General features: G+C 69.2%; 23 protein-coding genes. 10 read left to right on the top strand and 13 right to left on the bottom strand.

Annotated features, from left to right (window positions below; all coding sequences use genetic code 11):
• Window positions 1-158 precede the first annotated feature (158 nt).
• The gene (locus BN948_RS15295) at window positions 159-383 is read right to left on the bottom strand and encodes a (2Fe-2S)-binding protein (RefSeq protein WP_009520720.1); all 225 of its coding nucleotides are present in this window, start codon (window positions 381-383) and stop codon (window positions 159-161) included.
• Between the two features lie 171 nt (window positions 384-554).
• Window positions 555-1031 carry a bacterioferritin gene (bfr, locus tag BN948_RS15290; protein WP_009520719.1) on the bottom strand — a complete coding sequence of 159 codons (477 nt, stop codon included), beginning with the start codon at window positions 1029-1031 and terminating at the stop codon, window positions 555-557.
• A gap of 131 nt (window positions 1032-1162) precedes the next feature.
• Between bfr and BN948_RS15285 the strand changes: the two genes are divergently transcribed.
• Window positions 1163-1468, top strand: coding sequence for a hypothetical protein (locus tag BN948_RS15285; protein WP_009520718.1), 306 nt, complete (start codon window positions 1163-1165; stop codon window positions 1466-1468).
• A 21-nt stretch (window positions 1469-1489) separates the two neighbouring features.
• Here BN948_RS15285 and BN948_RS15280 read toward each other — a convergent pair whose 3' ends face one another.
• From BN948_RS15280 to BN948_RS15270, 3 genes are read right to left on the bottom strand one after another with little or no spacing between them, the layout of a single operon-like run.
• The gene (locus BN948_RS15280; protein ID WP_009520717.1) at window positions 1490-2887 is read right to left on the bottom strand and encodes an aminopeptidase P N-terminal domain-containing protein; all 1398 of its coding nucleotides are present in this window, start codon (window positions 2885-2887) and stop codon (window positions 1490-1492) included.
• A gap of 37 nt (window positions 2888-2924) precedes the next feature.
• A complete protein-coding gene (locus BN948_RS15275) occupies window positions 2925-3665 on the bottom strand; it encodes a nucleotidyltransferase family protein (RefSeq protein WP_009520716.1) in 741 nt (246 codons plus the stop codon).
• 42 nt (window positions 3666-3707) lie between these two features.
• Window positions 3708-4721: a sodium:calcium antiporter gene (locus BN948_RS15270; protein ID WP_009520715.1), complete on the bottom strand. Its 1014-nt coding sequence runs from the start codon at window positions 4719-4721 to the stop codon at window positions 3708-3710.
• A gap of 159 nt (window positions 4722-4880) precedes the next feature.
• On the opposite strand from BN948_RS15270, the gene tkt reads away from it, so the two are divergent.
• Both tkt and gap read left to right on the top strand, forming a co-directional pair.
• The gene (gene tkt, locus BN948_RS15265) at window positions 4881-6938 is read left to right on the top strand and encodes a transketolase (RefSeq protein ID WP_009520714.1); all 2058 of its coding nucleotides are present in this window, start codon (window positions 4881-4883) and stop codon (window positions 6936-6938) included.
• 34 nt (window positions 6939-6972) lie between these two features.
• Complete coding sequence (gap, locus tag BN948_RS15260; protein ID WP_009520713.1) at window positions 6973-7971, top strand: type I glyceraldehyde-3-phosphate dehydrogenase; 999 nt, start codon at window positions 6973-6975, stop codon at window positions 7969-7971.
• 59 nt (window positions 7972-8030) lie between these two features.
• Here the strand turns inward: gap and BN948_RS15255 are convergent, their stop codons facing one another.
• Window positions 8031-8369, bottom strand: coding sequence for an SMR family transporter (locus BN948_RS15255; protein ID WP_009520712.1), 339 nt, complete (start codon window positions 8367-8369; stop codon window positions 8031-8033).
• A 149-nt stretch (window positions 8370-8518) separates the two neighbouring features.
• Between BN948_RS15255 and BN948_RS15250 the strand changes: the two genes are divergently transcribed.
• The 3 genes from BN948_RS15250 (at window position 8519) to BN948_RS25735 (ending at window position 12038) form a co-directional block, all read left to right on the top strand.
• Window positions 8519-9130 carry a TetR/AcrR family transcriptional regulator gene (locus BN948_RS15250; protein WP_138820196.1) on the top strand — a complete coding sequence of 204 codons (612 nt, stop codon included), beginning with the start codon at window positions 8519-8521 and terminating at the stop codon, window positions 9128-9130.
• Entirely contained in the window at window positions 9127-10026 is a 900-nt protein-coding gene (locus tag BN948_RS15245; protein WP_009520710.1) for an alpha/beta hydrolase family protein, read from the top strand. The genes BN948_RS15250 and BN948_RS15245 overlap by 4 nt, the downstream gene beginning before the upstream one ends.
• A 92-nt stretch (window positions 10027-10118) precedes the next feature.
• Window positions 10119-12038 (top strand): S8 family peptidase, encoded by a 1920-nt coding sequence (locus tag BN948_RS25735; RefSeq protein ID WP_009520709.1) that lies wholly within the window; start codon window positions 10119-10121, stop codon window positions 12036-12038.
• Window positions 12039-12054: 16 nt separating this feature from the next.
• Here the strand turns inward: BN948_RS25735 and BN948_RS15235 are convergent, their stop codons facing one another.
• The 3 genes from BN948_RS15235 to BN948_RS15225 are packed head-to-tail and all read right to left on the bottom strand — an operon-like array spanning window position 12055 to window position 14223.
• Window positions 12055-12846: an SPOR domain-containing protein gene (locus BN948_RS15235; RefSeq protein ID WP_009520708.1), complete on the bottom strand. Its 792-nt coding sequence runs from the start codon at window positions 12844-12846 to the stop codon at window positions 12055-12057.
• A complete protein-coding gene (locus BN948_RS15230; protein ID WP_009520707.1) occupies window positions 12840-13643 on the bottom strand; it encodes a biotin--[acetyl-CoA-carboxylase] ligase in 804 nt (267 codons plus the stop codon). The genes BN948_RS15235 and BN948_RS15230 overlap by 7 nt, the downstream gene beginning before the upstream one ends.
• Window positions 13644-13695: 52 nt before the next feature.
• Complete coding sequence (locus BN948_RS15225) at window positions 13696-14223, bottom strand: SET domain-containing protein (RefSeq protein ID WP_009520706.1); 528 nt, start codon at window positions 14221-14223, stop codon at window positions 13696-13698.
• Window positions 14224-14334: 111 nt separating this feature from the next.
• Between BN948_RS15225 and BN948_RS15220 the strand changes: the two genes are divergently transcribed.
• Together BN948_RS15220 and BN948_RS15215 are read left to right on the top strand one after the other, a co-directional pair.
• Window positions 14335-17277: a DNA topoisomerase III gene (locus BN948_RS15220; RefSeq protein ID WP_009520705.1), complete on the top strand. Its 2943-nt coding sequence runs from the start codon at window positions 14335-14337 to the stop codon at window positions 17275-17277.
• A gap of 28 nt (window positions 17278-17305) precedes the next feature.
• Window positions 17306-17950, top strand: a complete 645-nt coding sequence (locus BN948_RS15215; RefSeq protein WP_009520704.1) for a glutathione S-transferase family protein — start codon at window positions 17306-17308, stop codon at window positions 17948-17950.
• Between the two features lie 9 nt (window positions 17951-17959).
• On the opposite strand, the gene BN948_RS15210 is transcribed toward BN948_RS15215, so the two are convergent.
• The 3 genes from BN948_RS15210 to BN948_RS15200 are packed head-to-tail and all read right to left on the bottom strand — an operon-like array spanning window position 17960 to window position 20643.
• Window positions 17960-19444 (bottom strand): sensor histidine kinase, encoded by a 1485-nt coding sequence (locus tag BN948_RS15210; protein WP_009520703.1) that lies wholly within the window; start codon window positions 19442-19444, stop codon window positions 17960-17962.
• The gene (locus BN948_RS15205) at window positions 19441-20109 is read right to left on the bottom strand and encodes a response regulator (RefSeq protein WP_009520702.1); all 669 of its coding nucleotides are present in this window, start codon (window positions 20107-20109) and stop codon (window positions 19441-19443) included. The genes BN948_RS15210 and BN948_RS15205 overlap by 4 nt, the downstream gene beginning before the upstream one ends.
• A 60-nt stretch (window positions 20110-20169) precedes the next feature.
• The gene (locus BN948_RS15200; RefSeq protein WP_009520701.1) at window positions 20170-20643 is read right to left on the bottom strand and encodes a MarR family winged helix-turn-helix transcriptional regulator; all 474 of its coding nucleotides are present in this window, start codon (window positions 20641-20643) and stop codon (window positions 20170-20172) included.
• 140 nt (window positions 20644-20783) lie between these two features.
• Between BN948_RS15200 and recA the strand changes: the two genes are divergently transcribed.
• Together recA and recX are read left to right on the top strand one after the other, a co-directional pair.
• On the top strand, window positions 20784-21920 hold the full coding sequence (gene recA / locus BN948_RS15195) for a recombinase RecA (RefSeq protein ID WP_009520700.1): 1137 nt from the start codon (window positions 20784-20786) through the stop codon (window positions 21918-21920).
• A 5-nt stretch (window positions 21921-21925) separates the two neighbouring features.
• A complete protein-coding gene (recX, locus tag BN948_RS15190; protein WP_009520699.1) occupies window positions 21926-22387 on the top strand; it encodes a recombination regulator RecX in 462 nt (153 codons plus the stop codon).
• Here the strand turns inward: recX and argC are convergent.
• On the bottom strand, window positions 22384-23310 hold the full coding sequence (gene argC / locus BN948_RS15185) for an N-acetyl-gamma-glutamyl-phosphate reductase (protein WP_009520698.1): 927 nt from the start codon (window positions 23308-23310) through the stop codon (window positions 22384-22386). The genes recX and argC overlap by 4 nt on opposite strands.
• Window positions 23311-23471: the final 161 nt, after the last annotated feature.

Below are 23471 nucleotides of genomic sequence, written 5' to 3'. Positions count from 1 at the left end.
CATGTCTCCGGCCGTTGGTTTTCTGCCATGCGAAAGGCGGATTCGCATTCTAAGTCGGGCACAGGGAAAACCCGAGCGCGCACACACGGCGTCTCGGGTGAAGGGCTTGTGACTGCGGAGAGGGGAATCGGTTCGCCCGGTGCGCGCCGGGCGAAGGCTCAGGCGCGCTCGACCTGACGGGCCTGTTCGGCGGTCTGCAGCTGCAGGTGGGCCACCACGTGGCCCGGGGCGCATTCGGAGAAGACTGACCGCGCGCAACCTTCGCACTGGCCGCATTGCGTGGCCACGCCGAGTTCGAGCTGGATGTCGTCGAATGCCATGCCGGACCGGGCGCACTGGGCGATGGTCTTGTCACTGACGCGATGGCAAACGCAGACGATCATGGGGTTGGGGGTCGAGAAACTCCTGCAAATGATAATGGATCGCATTCATTGCACAAGCTCCCAAGAAGGCCGCCCGACGGGCGGCTTCTCGCGCGTATCGGAGCGATCCGGCGCCGGGCCGCTCCAAGCCGGATCAGCTCCCTCGCGGGGCAGCGGCGGAGCGTGGGGGCATCAACTCACCGAGCCCATCTGGCTCTGCAGGTAGTTCTGCACGCCGACCTTGTCGAGAAGTTCGATTTGCGTCTCCAGGAAGTCGATGTGCTCCTCGGTGTCGTCGAGGATCGCCTGGAGCAGGTCTCGGGAGACGTAGTCGCGAACGGACTCGCAGTGAGCGATGCCCTCCTTGATGGTGGCTTGTGCGCCTTGCTCCAGGCCGAGGTCGGCGCGCAGCAGTTCGGGCACGTCTTCGCCGATGTGGAGCTTGCCGAGGTCTTGCAGGTTGGGCAGGCCGTCAAGCGTGAAGATGCGGTCCATGAGTTTGTCGGCGTGCTTCATTTCGCCGATCGACTCCTCGTATTCCTTGCCCGCGAGCTTGTCCAGGCCCCAGTGCTTGAGCATGCGGTAGTGCACGAAGTACTGGTTGATGGCGGTCAGCTCGTTCTTCAGTTGCGCTTGCAGGTGCGCAATCACTTTCTCGTCGCCTTTCATGTGAACTCCTTGTCGTTGTTGGTGAGGGCTCGGGGATTGTGGACCGATGAAGTGATGTGGAAAGAAGTTGCTTCTTTGCAAATGAGAATTGTTCTCATATGATGTGGCGTCTGTCACCGCTGGAGCACCCCATGAACCCCCCATTTCCGACCCACGCCGACGAGGAATACAGCCTGCCTCCCGTCGAAGCGCTGCTGGCCGGCACTCTTGCGCTCATGACCGGCTGTGCCCAGCACAGTGGTCCCGTCTGCCAGCGCGAACTGATGGTGGGCAAAGTGGTGAGCAACCTCACCGAGCTGGCGCAGCACCCGGCGTTGTCGCAGCCAATGCGGGTGCTGCTGGGGCGCCTGAGCTCGCGCTGGCTGCTGGAGCTGGGCAGCGCCGCCGCGCCCACGGCGGGCATGATGCCCCTGCCGGAGCACCGCACCCTGCAGTGACGGGCGGGCTCGGCCCCTGCATCAGCCCCGCATCAGCGCCTCGATGGCGTCAGGCGCCACCGGCACGTCGCGGGTGATCAGTTCGCAGCCGGTGTCGGTGACCACGGCGTCGTCCTCGATGCGGATGCCGATGTTCCAGAACCGCTCGGGTACGCCCGCAGCCGGACGGATGTAGAGCCCGGGCTCGATGGTGAGCACCATGCCCGGGCGCAGGATCCGGCTCGGCCGGTCCTTGATGGTCTCGCCCGACAGCGGGTCCAGGCGCTCGCTCACCTGGCCAACCTCGGACGGCTCCACGTAGCTGCCGCAGTCGTGCACGTCCATGCCCAGCCAGTGGCCGGTGCGGTGCATGTAGAAGGCGAAGTAGCTGCGGTTGGCGATCACGTCGTCCACCGTGCCGGCCTTGTCCTTGTCGAGCAGGCCGAGGTCGAGCAGGCCCTGCGCGAGCACCTTCACCGTGGCCTCGTGCGGGCCGACGAAGCGCGCGCCAGCCTTGGTCGCCGCCACGGCGGCGTCCTGGCTCGCCAGCACCAGGTCGTAGACCGCGCGCTGAGGCCCGGTGAAGCGGCCATTGGCGGGGAAGGTGCGCGTGATGTCACTGGCGTAGCCGTCGAGTTCGCAGCCGGCGTCGATGAGCACCAGTTCGCCGTCGCGGATGGGCGCGGCGTCGGCACGGTAGTGCAGGATGCAGGCGTTGGCGCCGGCGGCCACGATGCTGCCGTAGGCCGGGTACTGCGAGCCGCCCTGGCGGAATTCGTGCAGCAGCTCGGCGTCCAGGTGGTATTCGCGCACGTCCTGCCCGGCGCGCAGCATGGCGGCGCTGCGTTGCATGGCGCGGATGTGGGCGCGCGCGCTGATGCGCGAGGCCCGGCGCATGATGTCCAGCTCGTGCGCGTCCTTCACCAGACGCATCTCGTCGAGCAGGGTGCACAGGTCGCGCTGGCCCTCGGGGCACAGGGCGCCGTAGCGCACGCGGGCGCGCACTTTCTGCAACCAGCCATCGATGCGGCCTTCGAGCCCCGCGTGGGTGGCGAAGGGGTACCAGACCACCGCGCGGTTCTCCAGCAGCTTGGGGAGCCGCTGGTCGAGCTCCGCCACGGAAAACGCCTCGTCCACGCCCAGCGCGGACGGCGCGGCCTCGGGGCCCAGGCGAATGCCGTCCCAGATCTCGCGCTCCAGGTCCTTGGGTTGGCAGAAGAGCGTTGTGCGGCCTTCGGCGGTGATCACCAGCCAGGCCTGGGGCTCGGCGAAGCCGCTCAGGTAATAGAAGTAGCTGTCGTGCCGGTAGATGAAGTCGGTGTCGCGGTTGCGCGGGCGCTCCAGCGCGGTGGGCACGATGGCGATGCCACCAGGGCCGAGTTGCGAGGCCAGGCGCGCGCGGCGCTCGGCGTAGAGGCGGAAGTGGGTCGAGGCGTCCATCGCGCCATTGTGGCGGGAAGCGCCAAATCGCGGGGGATCAGCGGGCGTTCAGTTCGGCCAGGCGATCCGGCGTGCCGACGTCGATCCAGGGGCCTTCGTACAGCTCGGCGCTCACCCGACCCGCGTCCATGGCGCGGCGCAGCAGGGGCGCCAGCGGCTCGGCGCGGCCTTGCGGGTTGCCGGGCGGGATGTCGAACCACGGCGCCTCGAACAGTGCCCGGCGGAACAGGCCGATGGTGCTGTAGGTGTAGCGGGGCTGACCATGGGACGCGTCGAGGTTGAGGGCCAGGCCCTCCGGGCTCAGGCCGAAATCGCCGCGCGGATTGTGGTCGGGGTTGGGCACCAGCCACAGGTGGGCCAGCCGGTCGCCGCGCGCAAAGCGCGCCAGCGCGTCGGGGTCGAAGGGGAAGCCTGGCGCGAAGACGTCACCCGCGACCACCCAGAACACCTCGCCCAGCAGCGGCAGCGCGCGCGCGATGCCGCCGGCCGTCTCCAGCGCGTAGCCGAAGTCTTCGCCCTCTGCGGAGTAGGCGATGTCGATGGGCAGGCCCTCGCTGCTGCGCGGGTGCGGGCCGAAGTGCGCGGGGATCTGCTCGCCCAGCCAGGCCGTGTTGATCACCAAGTCGACGCAACCGGCGTCGGCCAGTGCGTCCGCGTGCCATTGCAGCAGCGGTTTGCCCTGCACGACCAGCAGCGGCTTGGGGACCTGGTCGGTCAGCGGTCGCATGCGGTTGCCGCGGCCGGCGGCCAGGACGATGGCGTGAGCGGGGTGGGCCATGGTGGATGGACGAAGCCCTCACTGTAGCCGCCTCGGGGCGCGTCAGTGGTCGGCCAGGGCGAACAGGCCCACCATGCCCATTGCATAGACCAGCAACAACGCCCAACTGTCGAGGCCCATGCCCAGCCATTTGCGGCGCGGGTGCAGCAGCAGGCCGGCCGCCACCACGCCCGTCATCAACAGACCCAGGGCGGTGATGTAGAGCGTCTCCATGCCGGCACCGGGCATCACCGCCTGGCCAGCCAGCGCGGTGGCCAGCACCAGCAGCACGGGCAGCAGGGCGTTGCCGCCGAGGATGTCGCTCACCGCCAGCGCCGGCTCTCCGCGCCACATGGCGGCCAGGCCGGTGGCGACCTCGGGTAGCGCGGTCGAGGCCGCGAGCACGGTGGCGCCGAACAGCACGCCGTCCATGCCCCAGCGCTGCGCCAGGACGTCGCCACTGCGCTCCAGCAGCACGCCGCCGATCAGGGTGACGAGGGCGCCAGCGACGAAGACGAGGGCGGCGCGGCGCAGGCAACCCGCCGGACGCCCCCGCTCCCGCGCCGGGGCGTGGCCCGGCGGCCGCCGCGTGAGCCGGCGCACCAGCAGCAGGCCGCCGAGCCAGGTGAGCAGAATCAGCGCGCCGTCGGGCGTGACGCCGAAGCGGATGGCGTCAGGCGGCAACCAGTGGCCCGCCAGCACCAGGGCCAGCAGCGCCACCACCAGCAGCGCCTCGGCCAGCGCCTGCGGCGAGGCCACGCGAGTGGACAGCGGGGCCGCACCGCGCGGCCCCGCCGCGTCGAACAGCGCCAGCAGCAGGGTCTGGATGGCCACGCCGCCCAGCAGGTTGGCCACCGCCACCTCCACGCGCCCGCCCAGCGCGGCGCTGGCGGTGATGGCGATCTCGGGCAGGTTGGTCACCAGCGCCAGCAACACCAGGCCGCCCATCTCCTCGCCCCAGCCGAAGGCCTGGTCCAGCGCGTCGGTGGCCTGGGTGAGCCTCACGCCGGCCCACCACACTGCCAGCGCCGCGCCAGCGAAGATCGCCAGCAGCGCAGAGGAGGGCAGTTCGGCCATGGGTGGCCATCCTACGGCCACCCACCACGCCCCGCAGCCATGGCCGATACCCCCCGCGCGACCGGCCGGCGCGGGCCCAGTCGCTAAAATCCGGGGTTTTCCCCAGGCTGGGCGGCGCGCGAAGCGCCCACGCCGCGCCCCACCCCACCCGAGGTCTTCATGAGCGACTCCGCTGTCGTCACCGTCTCCCCCCTGGTCATGGCCAACGCCATCCGCGCTCTGGCGATGGACGCCGTGCAGGCCGCCAATTCCGGCCACCCCGGCGCGCCCATGGGCATGGCCGACATGGCCGTCGCGCTGTGGGGCCGCCACTTGCGCCACAACCCCGTCAACCCGCACTGGGCCGACCGCGACCGCTTCGTGCTGTCCAACGGGCACGGCTCCATGCTCATCTATTCGCTGCTGCACCTCACGGGCTATGCCCTGCCGCTGCAGGAGCTGAAGAACTTCCGCCAGTTGCACAGCAAGACCGCCGGCCACCCCGAGGTCGGCATCACCCCCGGCGTGGAAACCACCACCGGCCCGCTGGGCCAGGGCATCAGCAACGCGGTGGGCATGGCGCTGGCCGAGAAGCTGCTCGCCGCCGAGTTCAACCGCCCCGGCCACACCATCGTCGACCACCACACCTACGTGTTCCTGGGCGACGGCTGCCTGATGGAGGGCGTGAGCCACGAGGCCGTGGCCCTGGCCGGCGCCTGGAAGCTCAACAAGCTGATCGCGCTCTACGACGACAACGGCATCTCCATCGATGGCAAGGTCACGCCCTGGTTCATCGACAACACGGCCCTGCGCTTCGTGGCCTGCGGCTGGAACGTCATCGGCCCCATCGACGGCCACGACGTGGACGCGGTGGACCAGGCCATCGCCCAAGCGCGCCAGCACCCCGAGCAGCCCAGCCTGATCATCTGCAAGACGCACATCGGCAAGGGCAGCCCGAACCGCGCCAACACCGCCAAGGCACACGGCGAGCCGCTGGGCGCCGAGGAAATCAAGCTCACGCGCGAGGCCCTGGGCTGGTCGCACGAACCCTTCGTGGTGCCCGACGAGGTCTACGCCGCCTGGGACGCGAAAGCCGCTGGCGGCGACGCCGAGGCCGACTGGCATGTGCGCTTCCGCGCCTACCGCGCCGCCCACCCCGAGCTGGCGGCCGAGTTCGAGCGCCGCATGAAGGGCGATCTGCCGAAGAACTTCGCGCAGGTGGCGGTGGACGCCGCCGTGCAGGCGCACAGCAAGGCCGAAACGGTGGCCAGCCGCAAGGCCAGCCAGCTCGCGCTGGAACAGTTCACCACCGCTCTGCCCGAGCTGCTGGGCGGCAGCGCCGACCTCACCGGCTCCAACCTCACCAACACCAAGTCCACGCCCGCGCTGCGCTTCGACCTGGCCGGCAACCCGGTGCGCGACGAGGCCGGCCGCCTGGGCCGCCACATCAATTACGGCGTGCGCGAATTCGGCATGGCCGCCGTGATGAACGGCGTGTCGCTACACGGTGGCTACATCCCCTACGGTGGCACCTTCCTCACCTTCAGCGACTACTCGCGCAACGCCATCCGCATGGCCGCGCTGATGAAGCAGCGCGTGGTGCACGTGTTCACGCACGACTCCATCGGCCTGGGCGAGGACGGACCCACGCACCAGTCGATCGAGCACGCCGCGAGCCTGCGCCTGATCCCCAACCTGGACGTCTGGCGCCCGGCCGATACGGCCGAGACGGCCGTGGCCTGGGCCGTGGCGCTGGAGAACCGCGACAAGCCCACCGCGCTGCTGCTCTCGCGCCAGAACCTGCCCTACGCGCCCAAGTCCGATCTGGGCGACATCGCCAAGGGCGCCTACGTGTTGGCCGAGCCCGCCGAGGTGGGCCTGAAAAAGAAAGCCCAGGCGGTGATCATCGCCACCGGCTCCGAGGTGCAGCTGGCGCTCAAGGCGCAGGAGCTGCTGGCCAGGGAGCACGGCGTCGCGGTGCGTGTCGTCTCAATGCCCAGCACCACCCGCTTCGATCGTCAGACCCCGGCCTACAAGAAGGCCGTGCTGCCCGCCGGCCTGCCGCGGATCGCGGTCGAGATGGGCGTGACCGACTTCTGGTGGAAATACGGCGTGTCGGCCGTCGTCGGCATCGACAGCTACGGCGAGTCGGCCCCCGCGCCGGTGCTGTTCAAGCACTTCGGCTTCACCGAGCAGAACGTGGCGGACACGGTGCGCGCCGTGCTCGCGCAGCAGTGATTTCTTTCGACATCAAACCCCTGGAGATGACAGCATGACGATCAAGGTCGGTATCAACGGTTTCGGGCGCATCGGGCGCATGGTGTTTCGCGCCGCGATCGCCAACTTCAAGGACATCGAAGTGGTCGCCATCAACGACCTGCTCGAACCCGACTACCTGGCCTACATGCTCAAGTACGACAGCGTGCACGGCCGCTTCGACGGTGACGTGAAGGTCGAGGGCACCAACCTCATCGTCAATGGCAAGAAGATCCGCCTGACCGCCGTGAAAGACCCGGCCGAGCTCAAGTGGAACGAGGTCGGTGCCGACGTGGTGATCGAATCCACCGGCATTTTCCTGGACAAGGCCGGTGCCGAGAAGCACCTGGCCGCGGGCGCGAAGAAGGTCATCATGTCTGCGCCCAGCAAGGACGACACGCCCATGTTCGTCTACGGCGTGAACCATGAGACTTACGCCGGCCAGGCCATCATCAGCAACGCCAGCTGCACCACCAACTGCCTGGCTCCCGTGGCCAAGGTGCTCAACGACAAGTGGGGCATCAAGCGCGGCCTGATGACCACCGTGCACGCGGCCACCGCCACACAGAAAACCGTGGACGGCCCCAGCAACAAGGACTGGCGCGGCGGCCGCGGCATCCTCGAGAACATCATCCCCAGCAGCACCGGTGCCGCCAAGGCCGTGGGCGTGGTGATTCCCCAGCTCAACAAGAAGCTCACCGGCATGTCCTTCCGCGTGCCGACCAGCGACGTGTCCGTGGTGGACCTGACGGTGGAGCTCAACAGCGCCGCCACCTACGCCGAGATCTGCGCCGAGATGAAGGCCCAGAGCGAGGGCAAGCTCAAGGGCGTGCTGGGCTACACCGAGGACAAGGTCGTGGCCACCGATTTCCGCGGCGACGCCCGCACCTCGATCTTCGACGCCGACGCCGGCATCGCGCTCGACGGCACCTTCATCAAGGTGGTGAGCTGGTACGACAACGAGTGGGGCTACTCCAACAAGTGCCTTGAGATGGCGCGCGTGGTGGCCAAGTAAGGCCGGCGTGCCGTTTCGCGGGAGAGGCGCCTTCGGGCGCCTTTTTCATGGCCGCGCTTTCAATGCGCGCTGCTCTTGGAGAACAGGTTGATCACCATCACGCCCGCCAGGATCAGACCCATGCCCAGCAGGGCCGGCAGGTCCAGTGTCTGGCGGTACACGACCCAGCCCAGCAGCGAGATCAGCACGATGCCCACCCCCGACCAGATGGCATACGCGATGCCCGTGGGCATGGTCTTGAGGGTGAGCGAAAGGAAATAGAACGCGATGGCGTAGCCGATCACCACCGCCAGGCTGGGCCAGAGGCGGCTGAAGCCCTCGGAGGCCTTGAGCGCGGTGGTGGCGGCGACCTCGGCCACGATGGCGATGCCGAGGTAGAGGTAGGCGGTGGCGTTCATGACGGGTGGCCGGCGCATCGGGCAAGTGGTGCGCCCGGGCCGGGCATTGTCCCCTGTCCCCGGCGCGGGGGTGGGTGGGCGTCGCGCGCACGACAGCCGGAACCTGCCGGACATTGACGCTAGACCGATCGGTCCAGACAATGCCCCGCATGCCCGCCCCGCCGCCTTTCGAGCCCGCCCGCGAACGCCTGATCGCCGCCATGACGGACGCCCTGCGCCGCCGCGGCCTGCACGGCATTGGCCTGACCGAGTTGCTGCAAGCCGCCCAGGCGCCCAAGGGCGTGATGTACCACCACTTCCCCGGCGGCAAGACGGAGCTGGCCGTCGCTGCCATCGATCAGGTGGTGGTGCGCATGACCGCCGGCCTCGACAAGCTGCTCGCCACCACGCCGGACCCGCTGCAGGCCATGCGCCGCTGGATCGCCGGGGCCACTGCCCGGCTGCAGGACACCGGCTTCGAGGCCGGTTGCCCATTGGCTACGGTGGCGCTCGAATCCCGACCCGAGGACCAGGCCCTGCGCGAGGCCCTGGCGCGTGCCTTCGAACGCGTGCGCGAGCGCATCGCCCAGGGGTTGGTCAACGCGGGCCTGCCCGCCGAGCGCGCGCTGGGCCTGGCCGCGCTGATCGTCGCCGCCTACGAAGGCGGGCTGCTGCAGTCACGCGTCGCGCACAGCGTGGAGCCCATCCAGCGCGCCACCGACACCTTGCTGGCCCTGTTGGCCAGCCCCTCTTCGAACGCCCTTCAGGAGCCTTCGCCATGAACCCGACCGCCCCGGACACCGATGCCGTGCGCATCGAGCCGCTCACCCTCACCGCCGCCGACGGCTACCCGCTGGCGGCCCATCGCTACCGCAGCCCCGTGCCGCCGCGCGCCCATCTGGTGGTCGGCGGTGCCACGGCGGTGCCGCAAGGCTTCTACAAGCGCTTCGCCCAGCACGTCGCGGCACAGGGCGTCGACGTGCTCACGCTCGACTACCGGGGCATCGGCCGCTCCGCGCCCAAGACGCTCAAGGGCTTTCGCATGGACTACCTCGACTGGGGTCGGCTGGACCTGGCCGCCGCCGTGGCTGCCATGCGCCAGCCCGATGTGCCGCTGTGGCTGGTGGGCCACTCCTACGGTGGCCATGCCCTGGGCCTGCTGCCGCACCCCGAGCACGTGGACGCGGCCTACACCTTCGCCACTGGCGCCGGCTGGCACGGCTGGATGCCTCCGCTGGAGCGCTTGCGCGTGCAGCTCATGTGGAACCTCATCGGCCCGGTGGCGACGCGCGTGGCCGGTTACCTGCCCTGGAGCAAGCTCGGCATGGGCGAGGACCTGCCGATCGACGTCTATCGCCAGTGGCGCCACTGGTGCCGCTTCCCGCGCTACTTCTTCGATGACCCGCAGATGCGCGAGGTCACTGCACGCTTCGACGCGGTGCGGTTCCCCATCGTGGCCGTGAATGCGCTCGACGACGCCTGGGCGCCACCGGCCTCGCGCGACGCCTTCATGGCCGGCTACCGCAACGCGCCCGTCAAGGCGGTCACGCTGGACTCGCGCCTCGAAGGTCTGGGGCCGATCGGGCACATGGGCTACTTCCGTCCCCGCGCCCAGCCGCTGTGGAACGAAGCCGTGGCCTGGTTCGACGGCCTGCGCCCGCGACCGGCCGTCTGCTGATCACGTATCAGTTGCAACCGTCTGGGGAAATCCCCCAAGGTGCCGGTCGTCCGGGGGCCAAAACGCCCGCTGGCGCGTGCTACAAACCCCGAATGTTTGCCAACATGTTGCGCGCCGGGGTTCTGGCACTGATCGGTTTGGCGGCGGGCGGGTCGTTCGCCGCGTCGCCCGTGGCCGGGGGCGAGCCGGTGGCCTTCGGCCTCATCGTGGGTTACCGCGATGGCGTCAACCCGCTGAGCCGCGAAGAGACCGACCGTGGTCCCTGGGCCGATCGCCGCGCCCGCATGGCCAGCGCCTGGCAACGCGCCAGCCAGCGCTCGCGCGAGCGCACCGAGCAACTGGCCCGCGACACCGGTGTGCGGGCCCGGTCGGTGGGCGAAGCGGGCCGGGCGGCGTTGTTGCGCTTCGACCGGCCGATGAAGGGCCAGGACCTCGGTGACACGATGCGCCGCGTGCGCCTGCACCCCGATGTGGCCTGGGTTGAGCCCAATGTGCTGGTGCGCCGGCAGGCGACGCCCAACGACATGAGCTATGGCAACCAGTGGTACCTGCGCGGTCCGGGCGACGGCATTCCCGAGCTGGCCGGGCTGAACCTGACGCCTGCCTGGGACGTCACCACCGGCCTCGGCACCACCGTGGTGGCGGTGGTCGACAGCGGCGTGCGGCTGACCCACTCGGATCTGGCCGGCAAGCTCGTGCCTGGTCACGATTTCGTCAGCGAGTTGCACGTGGCCAATGACGGCGATGGTCGCGACGCCGATCCGACCGACCCGGGCGACTGGGTCACGCCCACGGAACGGGACAACAACCCGCTGTTCGCTGGCTGCGACGCGGGCTTCAGTTCCTGGCACGGTACCTTCATCGCTGGGCAGATCGCGGCGTCGACCAACAACGGCCCAGGCGTGGCAGGCATCAACTGGCAGGCGAAGATCCTGCCAGTGCGCGTGTCGGGCAAGTGCGGCGCGCTGGTGTCCGATTTGCTCGATGGCGTGCGCTGGGCTGCGGGTCTGCCCGTGGCGGGTGCGCCGGCCAACCCCAACCCGGCGAAGGTGATCAACCTGAGTTTCAGCGGCAGCAGCGCCTGCAGTGCGGCTTACCAGGAGACCGTGGACGACGTGACTACCGCCGGCGCCTTGCTCGTGGTGGCGGCCGGCAACAACTCGGCACCGCTCACACGCCCGGCCGATTGCGATGGGGTGATGGCCGTGGCCGCCGTGCGTCGCGATGGCGCCAAGGCCGATTACTCCAGCTTCGGAGGCAACGTGGCACTGTCCGCGCCCGGCGGATCACTGGAGAACTTTCCCAACAACCTGCTCTACGCCACCTCGGACTCGGGCTTTACCACGCCGGGCGTTGAAACCTACGGCTACAAGCAGGGCACCAGTTTCTCCGCGCCCCTGGCCGCAGGTGTGGCCAGCCTCATGCTCGAGCGCAACCCGGCCCTCACGCCGCACGCCCTGATCGAGCGCATGCGGGCGGGGGTCCGACCGCACCTGCAGCCCTTGGGGCCGGGGGGGCCGGTCTGCAGCACAGTCAACAACGGCGCCTGCAATTGCACCGCCGCCACCTGTGGTGCGGGCCTGCTCGATGCGAACAGCGCGCTGCAGCTCGCCACCGGGCCGGCCGCAGTGATCCAGCCCATAGGCCAGGTCGTGCCAGGCGCCGTCATCGCGCTCGATGGCCGCTCCAGCGTGGCGCTGGGGGGGGCCACCATCGCCAGCCACCAATGGTCGCTGGAGAGCGGCCCGGCGGTGGTGATCCCGGGCAACACGCAGGCGCTGACCAGCCTTCAGTTGCCCGCCGTGGAAGGCCGCTGGGTGTTCCGCCTCGCGGTCACCGATAGCAACGGCAAGGTCGGCAGCGACGCCGTCGTTGTACGCGCGGTGGCGCCGCCGCCGCCGCCGCCGGCCACCAGCGCCGGTGGCGGTGGTGGTGGCGCCTTCGGTGGTTGGTGGGCGCTGGCGCTGGCGGTCTGGAGTGCCGGCCTGCTGCGGGCGCGTCGCCGACGTTGAACCGCTGCGCCAGGGCTCAGCCGCAGCGCTGAAGGCCGCGGCCCGCCATCGCTGGGCCCAGGCCCTCGATGCGGGTGCGCAGCGTCTCGCCGATGGCCGGCAGGCGCAGCGAATAACTCAGGCTCTCGGCCCGTTCCTGCACCACGCGTGCCGTGCGCACGGTGCGCCGCTCGGCCTGTTGCAGTCCCTCCTGCGCGGCCTCCTCGCTCGAGAAGGTGCCCAACGCGATGCCGGGTGCCAAGCCGCTGGTGTTCACGTCACGGAAGTCGATGCCCAGTCCGCGCAGTTCGGCCTTCTTGCGATTCGCCTGTTCGGCGTTGTCGTAGCGCCCCATGTAGACGATCCAGCGGCCAGGGCTGCGGATCTCGCTGAGTTGCCAGTCGCCGGGGCCCAGCCCGAGCAGGCGCAGCTCGGCACGCAGCAGCTCGGCCTGTTCGGGGGTGAAGCCGCTGGCCTGCCAGCAGGCGCGCGGTTCGTTGGCAGGGGGTGGGCTGGCGGGCGCCGACGCGGATGTCACGGCGGGTGCCGGTGCGGTCGCTGGTGTCGCGCTGGTTGGCGGGGACGGTTCGGTCGTGGGTGTGGAGGCGGGGGCCGGTGCAGGACGCGCTGGCGGCGTGTTCGCGGGGGGCTCGGCGCCGCGCGGCCCATTGAGCAGACGCACGCTCTCCGGTGCGATCTGCTTCGTCAGGCGCTGCGGCTCGCGCGGGTCGCTCGGCGGCGGAAAGCCGATCGCCACGAGGTGGCCTTGGGTCCAGGCGAAGTACAGGCCATTGGCCAGCAGCAGCACTGCTATCGCCCACCTCAGCATGGGCGCACGCTCACTTCCGCGCTGTCCACACGGCGCAACTGGCCGTTCACCCTCACCAGCAGCGCGCCGTCCTCGGCGACGCCGCAGGCGGTGCCTGTGGTGCCGTCGCTCAGGCGCAGCTCGCGGTCCTTCAGCGCGTCGCGCGCCGCGAAGCGCGACGCGAAGGGCGCGAAGCCTTCGGCCGCGAAGCTCTGCACATCGCGCACCAGGGGGGGCACCAGGCGAGGCAGCAACTCGGCGGCGGTCACGCCCATCTCGACCTCGGCCAGGCCGGCCGGCGGCATGGCGCCCATCGGGCCGGCCGGCGCGTTGGCCAGTGCGGCCTCGGCCGGCCGCGCCACGTTGATGCCCACGCCAATCACCACCGATCGTGGTCCCTCGCGCTCATCGGCGTGGCCCGCCGTTTCCACCAGGATGCCGCCGAGCTTGCGGCCCATGAGCCAGAGGTCGTTCGGCCACTTCAACCGCACATCCGCGTGCAACTGCTCGGCCAGGCTCAACCCCACCACGAGCGAGAGGCCCGACCAACTGCGCGGCGCCAGCGACAGACCCAGCGAAAAAGTGAGCGACTGCCCGGCCTGGCTGTGCCAGCCACGACCGAGGCGGCCTCGCCCGGCGGTTTGGCGCTCGGCCACCAGCAGCACCGGATCGAGCGCTGCCGCGCGCGCGCGGCGCATGAGCTCGGTGTTGGTGGAGTCGATCTCCTCGAGCACCTCGACCGTGAAGCCCGGCAGGTCGGGCACCACCGCCTGCCAGATGGCCTCGGCGCCTCCCGCAAGCGAGGCAGTCGTGATCATTCAGGGTTCCATCGCGCATCGCGCAACCCGCGGCGCAGGGGGTGCTTCACGTTCACCCCAGCTTCGTGGCGCGTCCGCCGCGCTTGGGCGCCAGCAGCGTGCCGCGGCACTTCTTGGCGCCGCACCAGCAGGGGTACTGCGCCTTCAGCTTGGGCGTCAGGGGTTCATCGATCACCAGGCCGTAGTCGTAGAACAACTCCTCGCCGGCCTCGATGGCGCGCAGCGAGCGGATGAACACGCGGCCGTCTTCGATGTCGGCCTCGCAATTGGGCTTGCAGCTGTGGTTGATCCAGCGCGCCGAGTTGCCGCCGTACTTGGCGTCGATCACGCGGTCTTCGTCGATGTGGAAGTAGAAGGTGTGGTTGGGGTCGTTCGGGTCGTGCGGGTGGCGCTCCAGTGCTTCCGTCCACGTGATGATCTCGCCCGTGTACTCGATCAGCGTTTCGCCTGGGGCCAGGTCCACCAGCGCGAACACGCCTTTGCCGTGCACGCCCGAGCGACGCGTCTGGATGCGGCGCGCGTCGCTGCTCTTGGCCGGGGAAGGCTTGCGTGCCGATGGTTTGCGAGCGGTTTTCGTCACGTCGAATTTCTTTGGTAAGGTTGTTTTGTGCGGGTGTGCGCGTGGGTGCGCGCACGACAAGCGCGCGCACGTGTGTGTGCGCGCCCGCGTGTATGGGAGCGGATTGTAGAGATGAAAACCCTGGTCATTGCCGAGAAGCCGTCCGTGGCGCAAGACATCGTCCGCGCCCTGACGCCGGTCGCGGGCAAGTTCGACAAGCACGACGATCACTTCGAGAACGATCGGTACGTGGTCACGTCCGCCGTGGGCCACCTGGTGGAGATCGCCGCGCCCGAGCAGTTCGACGTCAAGCGTGGCAAGTGGAGCTTCGCCCACCTGCCGGTGCTGCCGCCGTACTTCGAGCTCAAGCCGATCGACAAGGCGAAGTCGCGTCTGAACGCCGTGGTCAGGCTGGCCAAGCGCAAGGACGTCACCGAACTCATCAACGCCTGCGACGCGGGCCGTGAGGGGGAACTCATCTTCCGCCTGATCGAGCAGTACGCGGGCGGCCTGAAGGGCGGCCAGTACCAGGGCCTGGGCAAGCCGGTGAGCCGCCTGTGGCTGCAGTCCATGACGCCGGCCGCCATCCGCGAGGGCTTCGAGCGACTGCGCAGCGACGCGCAGATGCGCGGCCTGGCCGACGCGGCGCGCAGCCGCTCCGAGGCCGACTGGCTGGTGGGCATCAACGGCACGCGGGCCATGACGGCCTTCAACTCGCGCGACGGCGGCTTCTTCCTCACCACCGTGGGCCGCGTGCAGACGCCCACACTGTCCATCGTCGTGGAGCGCGAGGAGAAGATCCGCGCCCACAGGCCGCGCGACTACTGGGAGATCCACGCCAGCTTCCTGGCCGAGGCCGGCGAGTACCCTGGCAAGTGGTTCAACCCCGATTTCAAGAAGCCCACGGGTGAGGACGCCGACGCCGACCTGCGCGCCGACCGCGTCTGGAGCCTGCAGGAAGCGCAGGCCATCGTGGACGCGGTGCGTGGCAAGGCCGCCAGCGTCAAGGAAGAGAGCAAGCCCACCACCCAGGCCTGCGGCCAGCTCTACGACCTGACCAGCCTGCAGCGCGAGGCCAACGGCCGCTTTGGCTTCTCGGCCAAGACCACGCTGCAGCTTGCGCAGAGCCTCTACGAGCGCCACAAGGCCCTGACCTATCCGCGAACCGATTCACGCGCCCTGCCTGAGGACTACCTGGGCACGGTGAAGGACACCTTCGAGATGCTGGCCGGCAGCGGCATGGGGCACCTGGCGCCGCACGCCAAGACCGCGCTCAGCAACGGCTACATCAAGCCCAGCAAGCGCATCTTCGACAACAGCAAGGTATCGGACCACTTCGCCATCATCCCCACGCTGCAGGCCCCGCACGGCCTCTCCGAGGCCGAGCAGAAGCTCTACGACCTGGTGGTGCGCCGCTTCATCGCAGTGTTCTTCCCCAGCGCCGAGTTCCTGGTCACCACGCGCATCAGTTCCGTGCTCAACCACCACTTCAAGACCGAGGGCAAGGTGCTGGTGAAGCCGGGCTGGATGGCCGTGTACGGCAAGGAGGCCGCCGAGGACGTGGAAGGCGCGCAGGCTGGCGACAAGGGCCAGAACCTGGTGCCCGTGCGCGAAGGCGAAACCGTGCGCACCGAGTCGGTGGAGCACAAGGGCCTGCAGACCCGCCCGCCCGCTCGCTACAGCGAAGCCACGCTGCTGGCCGCCATGGAAGGCGCGGGCAAGCTCATCGACGATGAGGAACTGCGCGAGGCCATGCACGAGAAAGGCCTGGGCACACCAGCCACCCGCGCGGCCACCATCGAAGGCCTGCTGGCCGAGAAGTACATGCTGCGCGAGGGCCGCGAGCTCATCCCCACCGCCAAGGCCTTCCAGCTCATGACGCTGCTGCGCGGCCTGGAGGTGGAGGACCTCTCCAAGCCCGAGCTCACCGGCGAGTGGGAGTACAAGCTCGCGCAGATGGAGCATGGCAAGCTCTCGCGCGACGCCTTCATGGCCGAGATCGCCGCCATGACCGAGCGCCTGGTGAAGAAGGCCAAGGAGTACGACCGCGACACCGTGCCGGGTGACTACGCCACGCTGTCCACGCCCTGCCCCAACTGCGGTGGCGTGGTGAAGGAAAACTACCGCCGCTTCGCCTGCACTGGCGTCAACGGCGCCAGCGAGGGCTGTGGCTTTTCGTTCACCAAGTCGCCCGCGGGCCGCACCTTCGAGACCGCCGAGGCCAATCATTTCCTGCGCGACAAGCGCATCGGCCCGCTGGAGGGCTTCCGCTCCAAGGCGGGTTGGCCCTTCGTGGCCGAGCTCGCGCTCAAGTACAGCGAGGAAGACCGCAACTGGAAGCTCGAGTTCGACTTCGGCGACGACCGCAAGGACGAGGAGACCGGCGAGCTGGTCGACTTCTCCGGCAGCGAGTCCCTGGGCGCCTGCCCCAAGTGTGGCGGCGCGGTGCACGAGCACGGCGCCAACTACGTGTGTGAACGCGCCGTGCCCACCGCGCAGCAGCCCACGCCAAGCTGCGATTTCAAGAGCGGCAAGGTCATCCTGCAGCAGCCCGTGGCGCGCGAGCAGATGAGCAAGCTGCTGGCCACCGGCAAGACCGATCTGCTCGACAAGTTCGTCTCCATGCGCACGCGCCGCTCGTTCAAGGCCTTCCTGGCCTGGGACGCCGAGGCCGGCAAGGTGAACTTCGAGTTCGAGAAGCGCGACAGCAAGTACCCGCCGCGCAAGGGCGCGCCGGCGCGCCCCGCGGCCAAGGCCGCCGCGCCGGCGAAGAAGGCCGCGGCCAAGAAAGCCCCGGCCGCGAAGAAGGCGCCCGCAGAGAAGAAAGCCCCGCGCAAGACCACGGCCGCCACCGGCAAGCAGCCCAGCGCGGCGCTGGCGGCGGTCATCGGCGAAGGGCCGGTGTCGCGGCCCGAGGTGGTCAAGAAGCTGTGGGACTACATCAAGGCCAATGGGCTGCAGGACCCGGCGGACAAACGCCGCGTCAATGCCGACGCCAAGCTGCGCCCCGTATTCGGCAAGGATGCGGTCACCATGTTCGAGATCGCCGGCCTGGTCGGCCATCACCTGAGCTGAATTCACCCCAAACCTGGAGACAGACCCCATGAGCCTCAAGCTCTACTACGCGCCTGGCGCGTGTTCCTTCGTGCCGCACAGCTCGCTCGAACTGGCGGGCGCGACCTTCGAGCCCGCGCTGATCAAGTTGCACAAGGCCGAGCAACGCGCGCCCGAGTACCTGGCCATCAACCCGCGTGGCCAGGTGCCCGTGCTGGTGGACGGCGACGAGGTCATCACGCAGATTCCGGCCATCGTGCTCTACCTCGATGGCAAGTTTCCCGAGGCCGGTCTGCTGCCCGCCTCGGGCGTGGCGCGCACGCGCGCGCTTCAGACCCTGGCCTGGATGAACAACACCGTGCACCCGACCTTCACGCACGTGTTCATGCCGCAGAAATTCACCGCCGATGAGGCCGCGCAGAAGGCTGTCAAGGCGCACGCGGTGGAGGTCTACCGCGGCCTGCTCGGCGAGATCGAGGCGTTGGCACAGAAAGCCAGTCCCTGGCTGAGCGGCGACAAACCCGGCGCGCTCGATGCGTACGCGCTGACGCTGCTGCGCTGGGGCGGCTTCGCCGGCATCGACCCCAACAGCCTGCCCGCCACCTGGGCGCTGGTGCAGCGCTTCGCGGCATTGCCTGCGGTGGCGCGCGCCATTGAGCGCGAGCGCCTGGAGTTGAATGTGTTCAAAGGCTGAGGCGGCGGATCATTCAAGTCCCTGCTTTGCCACGAAGCGCACCGACACGCGCAGTCCCGGGCGCGCGCGTTCCGGGTGGGCGTCCTCCATGTGCACGGTGGCGCCGTGCTGCTGCGCGATCTCCTGCACGATGGCCAGGCCCAGGCCCGAGCCGTCCACGTCGGTGCCCAACGCGCGGTAGAAGGGTTGCATCACCAGAGCGCGTTCGCTCAGCGGGATGCCGGGGCCGTTGTCTTCCACCTGCACGAGCTGCACGCCGCTGAAGCGGTCCACCAGCACACGCGCCGTCACCACGCCCTTGGGCCCGCCGTAGGCCATGGCGTTGTCCACCAGGTTGCGAACCATTTCCTGCAGCAGCGTGGGGTTGCCGGTGAGCTGCAGCTCCTCGGGCACCTCGGTGTCGCCCTCCACGCCCAGGTCCACGCCCAGTTCCAGCGCGCGCGGCACGGTGTCGCGCACCACGGCGGCGACCAGCCGCGCCAGGTCGACGCGCGCGCTGGGCAGGGTTCGCCCCGTCGTCTCGGCGCGCGCCAGGGCGAGCAGCTGGTTCACCGTGTGTGTGGCGCGCGCGCTGGAGCGCGCGATCTGATGCAATGAGCCACGCAGTCCCGCCGGGTCGGACTCGCGCTGAGCCAGTTCGGCTTGCATGCGCAGGCCAGCCAATGGTGTCTTGAGCTGGTGCGCCGCGTCGGCGAGGAAGCGGCGCTGCGTGGTCAGCGACACCTTCAGCCGCGCCAGCAGGTCGTTGATGGACGACACCAGCGGCGCCACCTCCTGCGGGATGTCGGCCTCTTCGATCGGGCTGAGGTCGTCCGGGCGGCGCGCGCGGATGCGCTGCTCCAGGTCCGACAGCGGGCGGATGCCCCGCACCAGTGCCAGCCACACGAGCAGCACCGCCAGCGGCAAGATCACGAACTGCGGGACCATCACGCCCTTGATGATCTCGTTGGCCAGCGTGGAGCGCCGGCCGGTGGTCTCGGCCACCTGCAGCAGCACCGGGCGCAGCGGGTCGGGCCGCGCGAGCCAGGTGTAGGCCACGCGCACCGCGTCGCCGCGCAGCACGTCGTCGCGCTGACGTATGCGGCCGGCCTCGGGCACCTCGTCGGCAGGCGGCGCGGGCAGGTCGAACTCACCGCTGACGAATTGACCCCGTGCGTCGGCGAGTTGGTAGTACACCAGGTCCGAATCATCGGCGCGCAGCAGGTCGCGTGTCTGCGGATCGATCGCGAAGCGCAATGTGCCGTCCTCCACCACCACCAGCTGCGCCAACGCCTGCAGGTTGTATTCCAGCGCCCGGTCGAAGGGCTTGTTGGCGATGCCCTGCGCCACCACCCACGTGAGGGCGAGCGACAGCGGCCACAGCAGCAGCAGGGGCGTGAGCATCCAGTCGAGGATCTCGCCGAACAGGCTGCGCTGCTCGCGCTGGAACAGGCCGAAGGAGATCGGGGTGGTGTTGTGGCGCGCCGCGCGTTCGTCGGGCGCGGGGTGGGTCACACTTTCTCCAGGCAGTAGCCCAGGCCGCGCACCGTGGCGATGCGGATCGGGCCTTTCTCGATCTTCTTGCGCAGGCGGTGGATGTAGACCTCGATCGCGTTGGTGCTGACCTCTTCGCCCCATTCGCACAGGCGCTCGACGAGCTGGTCCTTGCTGACGAGGCGGCCGGCGCGCTGCAGCAGCACCTCGAGCAGGCCCAGCTCGCGCGCCGACAGCTCCACCAGCTTGCCGTCGATGGTGGCCACGCGGCCCGCCTGGTCGTACTCCAGCGGGCCGTGGCGGATGAGGTTGGTGCTGCCGCCCATGCCGCGGCGCGTGAGGGCGCGCACACGCGCCTCCAGCTCCTGCAGCGAGAAGGGTTTGGCCATGTAGTCGTCGGCGCCGACGTCCAGGCCCTTGACGCGCTCTTCCACGCTGTCGGCCGCGGTGAGGATCAGCACCGGCATGGCCGAGCCGCGCGAGCGCAGGCGCTTGAGCACCTCCAGGCCGTGCAGGCGCGGCAGGCCCAGGTCGAGGATGAGCAGGTCGAACTCGTTGTTGGTCATCAGGGCCGCGTCGGCCTCGGTGCCACTGGCCACGTGATCGACCGCCGCACCGGCCGCGCGCAGGCTGCGCAGCAGGCCGTCGGCCAGCACGTGGTCATCCTCGGCGATCAGGATGCGCATGGCTTGTCTCCTCAGGTCGTGGCGCATTGTAGGGACGGCGCCCTGTGGCGAACGGCTGGGTCAGGCCTGTGCGTAGGCCTCCAGACCGATGGCCACCACCGCGGCCACCTCCTCGCCTACCTGGGTGGCGAACTCGGCTTCGGCCCGGGCTACGGCGCGGCGGAAGGCGTCCAGCCAGAGCAAGCCGTCGGGCGTGAAGGCGATGCGCCGCGCCCGCGCATCCAGCGGGTCGTTCTCGCGCTTCACCAGGCCCCAGGCTTCGCATTGCGTGACGAGGTCGCCCATGGCCTGCTTGCTCATGCCGGCGGCTTGCGCGAGTTCGGTCAGCCGGGAGCCTCGCAGCGACAGGTGCCGCGTGATGTGCACGTGCGCCGCGCCCACTTGCTGTCGCGCCGCCAGGTTGGCCAGGGCCAGAGGCACCTCGGCGTCGTGCGCCATCAGGTGGAGCACGCGGGCGTCGAAGCGGCGCAGCGCCTCGCCCAGCAGGCGGCCCAGGTGGCCACCGCGCCAGCGGTCGTCGGGCAAGGAAATCATGGCGGCAAATTGTCAGGCAAACTGACCAAAAATCGACTTGCTCGCCAGCAATACACCGCTACACTGCTGGGCATGCATCCAGTACTGGATGTGATCACAGCCAACGAAGTCAACACACACTCACCGCTCAGGAGCCACCGATGGACGCACCCGTGAAAAACGCCGCCCTCAACAGCGAAAAGGCCAAGGCCCTGCAAGCCGCGCTGGCCCAGATCGAAAAACAGTTCGGCAAGGGCACGATCATGAAGCTCGGCGAGGGCGAGGTGATCGAGGACATCCAGGTCGTCTCCACCGGTTCGCTGGGCCTGGACATTGCGCTCGGCGTCGGTGGCCTGCCGCGGGGCCGCGTCATCGAGATCTACGGCCCGGAATCGTCCGGCAAGACCACGCTCACCCTGCAGGTCATTGCCGAAATGCAACGCCTCAACGGCACCTGCGCCTTCGTCGACGCCGAGCACGCGCTGGACGTGCAGTACGCGCAAAAGCTCGGCGTGAACCTGCCCGAGCTGCTCATCAGCCAGCCCGACACCGGCGAGCAGGCGCTGGAAATCGTCGACTCGCTGGTGCGCTCGGGCGCAGTGGACCTGGTCGTCATCGACTCGGTGGCCGCGCTCACGCCCCGTGCCGAGATCGAGGGGGAAATGGGTGACCAACTGCCCGGTCTGCAGGCCCGCCTGATGAGCCAGGCCCTGCGCAAGCTCACGGCCACCATCAAGAAGACCAACTGCACGGTCATCTTCATCAACCAGATCCGCATGAAGATCGGTGTCATGTTCGGCAGCCCCGAAACCACCACCGGCGGCAACGCGCTCAAGTTCTACGCCTCGGTGCGCCTGGACATCCGCCGCACCGGCACCATCAAGAAGGGCGACGAGGCCATCGGCAACGAGACCAAGGTCAAGGTGGTGAAGAACAAGGTCTCGCCGCCGTTCAAGACGGCCGAGTTCGACATCCTGTTCGGCGAGGGCATCAGCCGCGAGGGCGAGATCCTCGACCTGGGGGTGGTGCACCGTGTGGTCGAGAAGTCCGGTGCCTGGTACGCCTACAACGGCGAGAAGATCGGCCAGGGCCGCGACAACGCTCGCGAGTTCCTGAAGGAGAACACCCAGTTGCGCGTCGAGATCGAAAACAAGGTGCGAGAGGCCCTGGGCGTGCCGCTGCTGGCGGTGGATGGCACTGACGGCGGGGCAGAGGCCGCAGCGCCGGCCAAAGGCCGCAAGTCGAAAGCCAAGGTCGACGCCGCTGACGCCGCTGAAGCCGAAGCGGCCGACGCCTGAGCGCCGTGGGCTTCGAGAAGCCCTCGCTCAAGGGCCGCGCGTTGCGGCTGCTGGCGCAACGCGAGCACTCGCGCGCGGAGCTGCAGCGCAAGCTCGCCGCGCACGAAGAAGCGCCCGGGGAACTCGCGCAGGCGCTCGACGACTTGCAAGCCAAGGGCTTCATCGACGAGCAGCGCGTCATCGAGTCGGTGGTCCACCGCCGCGCCGCGCGGTTGGGGGCCTCGCGTGTGCGGCAGGAACTTCAGGCCAAGGGATTGCCGCCCGAGGCCGTGGCGCTGGCGGTGAGCGAACTGCGTGGCAGCGAGGTGGAGCGGGCGCGCGAGGTGTGGCGCAAGAAGTTCGGCCAGGCGCCGGCGGACGCGGCGCAGCGCGCGAAACAAATGCGCTTTCTGGCCGCGCGCGGTTTTGGTGGCGAGGCGATCCGCCGCGTGGTGGCGGGCGCCGATGGCGACCTCGAGTCGGCTTAAAGCCCCAGCATCAGCTTGAGGTTCTGCACCGCAGCGCCGCTGGCGCCCTTGCCCAGGTTGTCCAGCCGCGCGATCAGCACCGCCTGGCGGTGCGATTCGTTGGCGAACACGCGCAATTCGATCAGATTGGTGTCATTGAGCGCCGTGGCGTCGAGCTTGCCGTCCTCGGTGGGCGGCAGCACCTTCACGAAACCGCCGGCGGCCGCGCTCGCGGCGTAGTGCTTCATCAGCGCGTCGTGCAGGTCGGCGGCCTTGGGCTTGCCGGGCAGGCTGTCCATGTGCAGGGGCAGGTGAACCAGCATGCCCTGGCGGAAATTGCCCACGGCAGGGATGAAGATGGGGCGCTGCTTGAGGCCCGTGAGCGCCATGATTTCGGGCAGGTGTTTGTGCGATAGGCCCAGCGCGTAAGCCTCGAACAGTGGCGCGGTGCCGGCCTCGTGAGCCTCGATCATCGAGCGGCCGCCGCCCGAGTAGCCGCTGACCGATGGCAGCGACAGCGGGAAATCGGTGGGGATCAGACCGGCGTCGACCAACGGCCGGATGAGCGCGATGGCACCCGTGGCGTAGCAGCCGGGGTTGGCCACGCGGTCGGCCTGCTGGACGGCGGTGGCCTGCGTGGCGGTGAGTTCGGGGAAGCCGTATACCCAGCCGGGTGCGGTGCGGTGCGCGGTGGAGGCGTCGATGATGCGCGGCTTCTTGCCGCTCAGGCCGTCGATCATCGCAACCGATTCGCGCGCCGCGTCGTCGTGCAGGCACAGGATCACGAGGTCGGCTTGTGCCATCAACTCGCGTTTGGCCTCAGGGTCCTTGCGGCGCTCGGGCGCGATGCTGAGCAACTGAACGCCGTGCTCCTTCAGGAGTCGCTCGCGGATCTGCAGTCCGGTGGTGCCGGCTTCGCCGTCGATGAAGATCTGGTGGGCCATGCGCGAATCCTGTGGCAATGCGGTTCGGCGGGCCTCGGAACCCCGCCCGCCATGAACCAGTTTGGTGCGATGCACCATGATACAGTCCCCGGTTGCTCCGTCCGTGAGCCCGTCCATCCGCCGCCGCTGCCGCGCCGGACACACGATCCATCCCTGAGAGA

This window comes from Hydrogenophaga intermedia (assembly GCF_000723405.1).
In the GTDB taxonomy this organism is placed as follows: Bacteria; Pseudomonadota; Gammaproteobacteria; order Burkholderiales; family Burkholderiaceae_C; genus Hydrogenophaga; species Hydrogenophaga intermedia.
This window is presented reverse-complemented; position numbering and strand designations above follow the sequence as displayed.